The organism is Pantoea sp. 1.19, assembly GCF_001922585.1.
GTDB lineage: Bacteria > Pseudomonadota > Gammaproteobacteria > Enterobacterales > Enterobacteriaceae > 1-19.
This window is the reverse complement of sequence record NZ_MRBS01000002.1, coordinates 573,268-579,621: the sequence shown is the minus strand read 5'-3', so window position 1 is coordinate 579,621 and position 6,354 is coordinate 573,268. Positions and strand designations below refer to the sequence as shown.

General features: G+C 60.3%; 4 protein-coding genes and 1 rRNA gene. 2 read left to right on the top strand and 3 right to left on the bottom strand.

From position 1 onward, the window contains the following. Positions 1 to 122: 122 nt before the first annotated feature. Both rrf and BS626_RS06615 read left to right on the top strand, forming a co-directional pair. Positions 123 to 238: ribosomal RNA gene (rrf, locus tag BS626_RS06620) — 5S ribosomal RNA — on the top strand. Positions 239 to 559: 321 nt separating this feature from the next. Next, positions 560 to 1,864: an MFS family transporter gene (locus BS626_RS06615; protein WP_075181588.1), complete on the top strand. Its 1,305-nt coding sequence runs from the start codon at positions 560 to 562 to the stop codon at positions 1,862 to 1,864. Here the strand turns inward: BS626_RS06615 and BS626_RS06610 are convergent, their stop codons facing one another. From BS626_RS06610 to BS626_RS06600, 3 genes are all read right to left on the bottom strand, one after another. Further along, positions 1,865 to 2,185, bottom strand: coding sequence for a YfiM family lipoprotein (locus BS626_RS06610; RefSeq protein WP_075181617.1), 321 nt, complete (start codon positions 2,183 to 2,185; stop codon positions 1,865 to 1,867). A 40-nt stretch (positions 2,186 to 2,225) separates the two neighbouring features. Beyond that, positions 2,226 to 3,581 carry a CDP-diacylglycerol--serine O-phosphatidyltransferase gene (pssA, locus tag BS626_RS06605; protein WP_075181587.1) on the bottom strand — a complete coding sequence of 452 codons (1,356 nt, stop codon included), beginning with the start codon at positions 3,579 to 3,581 and terminating at the stop codon, positions 2,226 to 2,228. A gap of 99 nt (positions 3,582 to 3,680) precedes the next feature. Beyond that, entirely contained in the window at positions 3,681 to 6,347 is a 2,667-nt protein-coding gene (locus BS626_RS06600; protein WP_075181586.1) for a bifunctional acetate--CoA ligase family protein/GNAT family N-acetyltransferase, read from the bottom strand. Between the last annotated feature and the right edge of the window lie 7 nt (positions 6,348 to 6,354).

The window sequence follows — 6,354 nt, the reverse complement described above, 5'->3', positions numbered from 1 at the left end:
TACTAATGACCCGTGAGGCTTAACCTTACAACGCCAGAGGCGTTCTTGAGAGACGATTTTCAGCCCAGTTCATAACGGATTGAAGCCGTGCGGCCGGATGGCGGCGCGGACAACAGAATTTGCCTGGCGGCTGTAGCGCGGTGGTCCCACCTGACCCCATGCCGAACTCAGAAGTGAAACGCCGTAGCGCCGATGGTAGTGTGGGGCCTCCCCATGCGAGAGTAGGGAACTGCCAGGCATCAAATCAGGCGAAAGGCCCGGTCGAAAGACCGGGCCTTTTGTTTTGCGCGCGGTTTGCCGGCGGGCGCCCTCCTGAGTGACGGCGCCGCGGGCGCCCCGGCCCGACGGTCGGGTTTTTTTGCGTTCAGGCGCCCCGCGCGGCCGCCACCCCCTCGTTGCCAGCCTCTCTCCGCCTGGCTGATTAATCCGATCCAGATCACAAAACTACGCCCCCACGAGGCGATACATCTTTTTAACAATCGCAGATCGCTACGCAGAGTGGTTTACTAAGCGCGCCTTTTCAAATGGATAAAACAAACGATAAAAACGAGGAGTGATTATGGCTGAAGTGCTGTCCAAATCTGCTACGCCGCCCGCTGGCGACGGCAACGATACCCGTCAGCGGGTCAGAGCGATTGTGGGGGCGTCATCGGGCAATCTGGTCGAATGGTTTGACTTTTATGTCTATTCGTTTTGTTCCATCTACTTTGCGCATATTTTTTTCCCATCGGGTAACCCGACGACCCAGCTGATACAGACCGCCGGCGTCTTCGCGGCCGGGTTTTTCATGCGTCCGATTGGTGGCTGGATTTTTGGCTACATTGCCGATAAGCACGGGCGTAAAACGTCGATGCTGATTTCGGTGTGCATGATGTGCTTCGGCTCACTGATGATAGCCTGCCTGCCGGGCTATGCCTCGATTGGCGTCTGGGCGCCGGTGCTGCTGCTGCTGGCGCGACTGCTGCAGGGGCTCTCCGTCGGTGGAGAATACGGCACCAGCGCGACCTATATGAGCGAGGTGGCCGTGGAGGGGCGGAAGGGCTTCTTTGCCTCATTTCAGTATGTCACGCTGATTGGTGGCCAGCTGCTGGCCCTGCTAACCGTGGTCGTGCTGCAGCAGATCCTAAGCAGCGAACAACTACACAGCTGGGGCTGGCGCATTCCGTTTGCCACCGGCGCCGCGCTGGCGATTGTGGCGCTGTACCTGCGTCGTTCACTGAACGAAACCTCAGACAGCGAGACCCGCCACCATCGCGATGCCGGAAGCCTGCGCGGATTATGGAAACACCGCCGCGCCTTCATGATGGTGCTGGGCTTCACCGCTGCCGGCTCGCTGTGTTTCTACACCTTCACGACCTACATGCAAAAGTATCTGGTGAATACCGCGGGAATGGAGGCAAAAACGGCCAGCGCACTGATGACCGTCGCGCTATTTATCTACATGCTGATTCAGCCGCTGGCCGGGGCAATCTCCGATAAAATTGGCCGGCGCAGTTCGATGCTGATTTTCAGCAGCTGCGCCGCGTTATTTACCGTGCCGATCCTCACCGCGCTGCAGAATGTCAGCAGCCCGCTGCTGGCCTTTGCCCTGGTCATGTGTGCACTGCTGTTTATCAGCTTCTATACCGCAATCAGTGGGATTCTGAAGGCGGAAATGTTCCCGCCCGAGGTGCGTGCGCTGGGGGTCGGATTGTCGTATGCGGTGGCCAACGCGCTGTTTGGCGGATCGGCAGAGTATGTGGCACTGCAGCTGAAGGCCGCCGGCAGTGAAACCAGCTTCTTCTGGTATGTTTCCGGCATGGCGGTAATCGCCCTGCTGGTTTCGCTGAAGCTGCACCGTCGCGGCGAAGGCATGAAGCTCTGATTACTGGCCCACGTTCCACAGGGCAAAGCCGGTGGCTGCACCGGCAATGTCCCACGCAAAATCCTTCCAGCTCCAGCCGCTGCCCGCCGGGCGGCTGTCATACAGCTCCTTCGCCGCCCCAAGTGAGACCGAAAACATCAGTCCAACGCTGTTACTTTTGGCGCGGGACCAGTGCTGGCGATCGCCGTACTCAATGGCGGCGGCGGCGATAACCGCAGAGGCGATAAAGTGTTGCGCCTTATCTTTTCCGGTCCAGCGATCTTCGGCCTGATGCGCGCAGCCGCTGAGACAGAGGGTAAAACACAGAAGCCATTTTGCCATGAACATCCCCGAAACAGGTTTTCGGGGAGTATAGATGAGATCAGAGGATCCGGCCGATCAGTTTATCGATGCGGATGCGGCGCAGGCGGCGAATCAGCTTGCGTACCTTCAGTGGATAGTCCGCGATGCTGTCGAGATCGCGGAAGTGCTGCACCACGGTGGTATGCGTGCGGATCAGCGCCAGCTCGCGTTCGCGCTGTTCAGCCAGCTCTCCCAGCGGATCGTGGATCAGCAGTGCGTTCTCCAGGTCAAGCCGCCAGGCGCGTGGGTTGAGGTTATTGCCGGTCAGCAGCATCCATTCATCATCGACCCACAGCCCTTTCAGGTGATAGCTGTTGTCGCCATCTTTCCACAGTCGCACGGTTAACTGGCCGGCGCTGACGTAGTACTGCAGGCGACTCAGAAAGCGCCGCAGATTGATTTCATACAGATAGGGCAGAGCGCCAATGATTTTAAAGGGCTGATCTTCCGGTATATAAAAATCATTCGCGGTCTTGTCGCCGACGATGATCTCCACCGCCTTGCCCGCTCGCAGCAGGTGGATAATGTTGCGGACCAGGATCGCAGGCAGATTAAAGTAGGGTGTGCAGATGGTGAGCTTCTGCTCGGCGCACGGCATCAGGTGATAGATGGTTTTATTCAGTAAGCTGTGTTTACCCAGCCCGACCAGCGGCGTCACCGCCAGCGTTTCGTTACCGGCATCCGGGGTAAAGGCGTAGTTAACACCGCGCAAATCGTGACGAAACTGGCGAATTTCATTTTTGATCTCCGGGCTTTTTGGCCGCTCAGCGCTATCCAGGCGCCAGACGCTGTCGGCGGATGTAAGGTGCTCCGCGATCCAGTTAAACAGCGTATCGGCCAGCTGCGGGTTACGCAGCAGCTGATAGCGGTCATAGCGGTATTTATCGTGCTGATGGAGATACACATCGTTCAGGCTGGCACCGCTGTAAAACACAGTATCATCAATGATAAAGCCCTTCAGGTGCAGGACGCCCAGCGCTTCGCGGGTATTCACCGGCACGCCATAGACCGGAATCACGTGGTCGGGATTCTGCTGCGCGAGTTCGCTGTACCAGTCGGCATTGGTGGCGCTCGCCGCGGCGCCGATACGGCCGCGCTGGGCGCGATGCCAGTCAACCAATACCGAAATATCCATCTGCGGACGGCGACGTTTCGCTTCATACAGGGCGTGCAACACCGCCCGGCCACCGTCATCGTTTTCCAGATACAGAGCACAGATGCAGATGCGCTGGGTCGCACCGGCAATTTTTTCCAGCAGCGTTTGGCGAAAGTCCGCAGAGGAGTAGAGCGTCGTGACGTCTGCCGCCGACTGCGCAATCTTAGGTAACAGAGCTAAATGCTGTTGGTGTTTATTGCGGTTAAATTTTGACAACATCACAGCGCGCGTCTTCTCGGTTCGTTGGATGGCTTACCGCCACGGAAACAGGGCTTTAACGCATAATGTTAACATCATCTCGCGGCCCTGTGGGGAGTTTTACTTTTCCCGACGTTCTGCTGGCCTCAGGGGACGTTGCAGGGTGACAATCCCGTCCTCCAGCTGTACGTCCACGCTGAAGCCCAGCTTGCGGGCCAGCGTGATCATTCCGCGATTGTTGGGCAGCGTGATGCCGTTCAGGCTTTGCAGTCCGTGATCATGGGTATAGCGGATCATTTTCTCCAGCAAGCGCCGCCCCAGCCCCAACCCTTTCAAATCCGATCGCACCAGCACCGAGAACTCGGCATCAACATTATCCGCATCGGAGATAGCGCGGGTCACGCCAATGATCTCTTCGCCGTGGGCTCCCTGACGCACGGCGACGAACGCCATCTCGCGATCGTAGTCAATTTGCGTCATGTTAGCGAGATCCTCGTGGGTGAATTCATTGATCTCACTAAAATAACGATAGTAGAGATCCTCTTTCGTCACCTGACTAATAAACTGCTGCAGCAGAGGCTCATCCTCCGGCAGGATCGGGCGAAACAGACAGTCGGCGCCGGTACTTAGCGTCACCCGCTCTTCCAGCCGGTGTGGATAGGGGCGAATCGCTAACCGGGATTCCGCCTCACCGTGAAACGGCGTCAGGATCATGGCCACGTCCAGCAGGGTAAATTCATCCCCGCTGGCCAGCAGTGAGCGCACGTCCAGCCGCGCAATCTCCGGGCAGTCGACCACCAGGTTTGAGATCTGCACCAGCACCCGACTGAGACCGGCAATATCAAGCGGACGCAGGGCGCTGCGGTCGCGGATGTTCCCCTGCTTAATGGCCTGGATCACCAGATAGCGCGCCAGCGTCATATTCAGCGGCGGCAGCGCCACCGCTGCCGGGCGATCTGCCTGCCATGCCACGTCACCCTCGCCCAGCATGATCAGCGGGCCAAAGACCGGATCCGTCTCGACCACCACCCGCAGCGCCTGCGCACCGGCGCGGTGGGCCATACTTTGCACCTGTAAGCCGTGGATACGCGCCTGCGGCCAGGCGAGCTTCACCCGGTCGACGATCGCCTCCGCCGCTTGCTGAACTTCGACGGCGTCGCGCAGGTAGAGCATCACCCCCTGTACCTCAGAGTTATGCGGAATGTCCGGCGAACGCAGCTTCAGCGCCACCGGATAGCCAATCTGCCCGGCAATATGCACCGCCTCGGCGCTGTCGCCGGCAATCCAGGTGGGCAGCGTGCTCAGTCCATAGGCCTGCAGAATGGGCTGCACCTCATGCGTATCCAGCCTGGTAGCGCCGTCCTCCAGCCAGCGTCGAATGCGCTGGTGAGCCTCTGCCGTATCCTGGGGCAGATTTACCGGCAGAGCCGGCGTCTCCCGCAGCTGTTTCTGGTTACGACGATAGGCCACCATGTGCATAAAGGCCGTGACGGTGCCTTCCGGCGTGCGGTAGGTCGGTATGCCGGCATCGCTAAAGCGCCGGCGGGCGGTCAGGGAAGAGTGCTCACCGCACCAGTTAGTCAGCAGCGTTATGTGCTGCCCCTGTGGGTGGTCGCGCAGCAGCGCAATCACCTGTTCGGCGGTATCGGTGGCCGGCGCTACCGCGCTCGGCGCGTGAATGATCATCAGCGCATCTGCGTCCCCGCTGTCGAGCAGAATGCGGATGGCCTGCAGGTAGCGCTGCGGCGTCGCGTCATCGTTTAAATCCAACGGGTTGGCCTGTTCCGTCGGCTCAGCCAGCAGGCCAGCCAGCTGCGCCCGGGTGGCGTCGCTCAGGACCGCGAGTTTGCCGTTACGGGCAAACAGGGCGTCCAGCGCCAGCGCCGCGGGGGCCGCGCCGTTGCTGATGATCATGAGCCGCTCACCGCGCAGCGGTCGCATATGGCTCAGGGTCTCCACCGCTGAAAATAGCTCATGAGTATCCTGCACGCGCAGCAGTCCGGCGCGCTGAATTGCGGCGTCCCACGCGGCATCGAGTCCGCCAGCGGTGCCCAGCAGCTGCTGCGCCTCGCGGCTGCGTCCGCTCTTGATAACCAGAATCGGCTTGTTGCGTGCCGCGCTGCGGGCGGCTGAGACGAAGCGCCGCGCGTCGCTCAGCTGTTCGAGATAGAGCAAAATGGCGCGGGTCTTGCCATCGCGGGCAAGAAAGTCGAGCAGGTCATCAATGTCGATGTCCAGGCTGTCACCGAGGGCGATAAACCAGGAGAAACCCAGCTGGCGCTGCTGCGCCCAGTCAAGGATCGTATTGGACACCGCTGCTGACTGGGAAATAAATGCTACCTTGCCCGGCAGAATCGGCACCGGAGAAAAGCTGGCGTTCAGCCCCTGCCAGGGCGCCAGCAGGCCGAGACTGTTGGGGCCGAGCAGGCGAATGTGCCACGCGCTGGCGCAAGCCTTGAGCTCGGCCTGCTGGCTGGCCGGCGAGGAGAGTACGATACAGGCCTTGCACCCGCGCCGTCCGAGCTGTTCCAGCAGCGCCAGATTGCGGCTGGCGTGGGTACAGAGGATCGCCAGATCGGGGGACAGCGGCAGGTCGGCGACGCTGGGCCAGGCCAGAACGCCGCACACGGCCTGATGCCGCGGCGTGACCGGCATCACCGGGCCGTTAAAACCGCCGGCTAGCAGGTTCCGCATCACCAGGTTTCCGGCGCGGCTGGGGGTTATCGAGGCGCCAATCACGGCGATCGACTTCGGACGGAGCAGGGCTTCCAGTCCACGTTGGCTCATCGGGGCT